Origin of the sequence: Okeania sp. SIO2F4, from assembly GCF_010672385.1 — a bacterium.
Lineage (GTDB): Bacteria > Cyanobacteriota > Cyanobacteriia > Cyanobacteriales > Microcoleaceae > Trichodesmium.
Window position 1 is genome coordinate 1 of record NZ_JAAHGT010001512.1, and the last position, 1001, is coordinate 1001.

At 33.2% G+C, this 1001-nt stretch carries 1 protein-coding gene; it reads right to left on the minus strand.

The window, feature by feature from the left end; all coding sequences use genetic code 11:
* Positions 1-397 precede the first annotated feature (397 nt).
* Positions 398-781 carry a hypothetical protein gene (locus F6K22_RS41590; protein WP_293111076.1) on the minus strand — a complete coding sequence of 128 codons (384 nt, stop codon included), beginning with the start codon at positions 779-781 and terminating at the stop codon, positions 398-400.
* Positions 782-1001: the final 220 nt, after the last annotated feature.

Here is a 1001-nt window from a genome sequence, read left to right on the forward strand (position 1 = left end):
CCACCTACTCCCTAAAAGTTTAGTTATTAAGTAATAAATAAGGTTCATCAATATTTTTAAAGATTCTAGGCATTAAGCCAAAATATCTGATTCCTCAAAACTCTACTCCCTCCCACCTACTCCCTCCCACCTACTCCCTAAAAGTTTAGTTATTAAGTAATAAATAAGGTTCATCAATATTTTTAAAGATTCTAGGCATTAAGCCAAAATATCTGATTCCTCAAAACTCTACTCCCTCCCACCTACTCCCTCCGACCTACCCCCTAAAAGTTTAGTTATTAAGTAATAAATAAGGTTCATCAATATTTTTAAAGATTCTAGGCATTAACCAAAAATATCTTATTCCTAAAAACTCTACTCCCTCCGACCTACTCCCTACCTCCCCATCTCCCTTCCTTTAAGAAAAATCTAAAGGTGGTAATGCTCCTATTTTTGGTTCTAAATTAGATATCTCTGGATAAATAAGTGGGGGAATTTCTTGATTTCCCAATTCTGTGATATTGTGAATATTCTCATGATTAGTTACAGGTAAGTCTAGAATAAGACTGCAGTCTCTATATCCTTCTTTTATATCTTGAATCCAAGTTTTGATGATTGTTTTTAAGTGCATATCATTAATTTGACACTTACTCTGGCTTTCTAGTTCATTTTTAATTTTATTACATACTATTGGGGTAAAAAAAAATGTTGGCTCATCTTCATAATATTGTTCTAAATCTACAGTATATCTATATTGTTGATTAGTGTTTTTTTGGGTGATATTCAGGGAGTATTGTACCATAATAATACCAAATAAAAAAAAGGTTGTTACAGTAAAAAAGGGAGTAGGGGCGATTCGCGAATCGCCCGTACGGGAGTAGGGAAAACCCTTGCTCTTTATTTAATTTTCCTGTATGGTAATGGTCCTGGTCTTCCCTAAATACAAAAAAAATTAATGTAGCAGTATTTTTTGAAACTGGTATAATTTCAACTAATTAAGTGGAACAGCATCTATCGCCCAA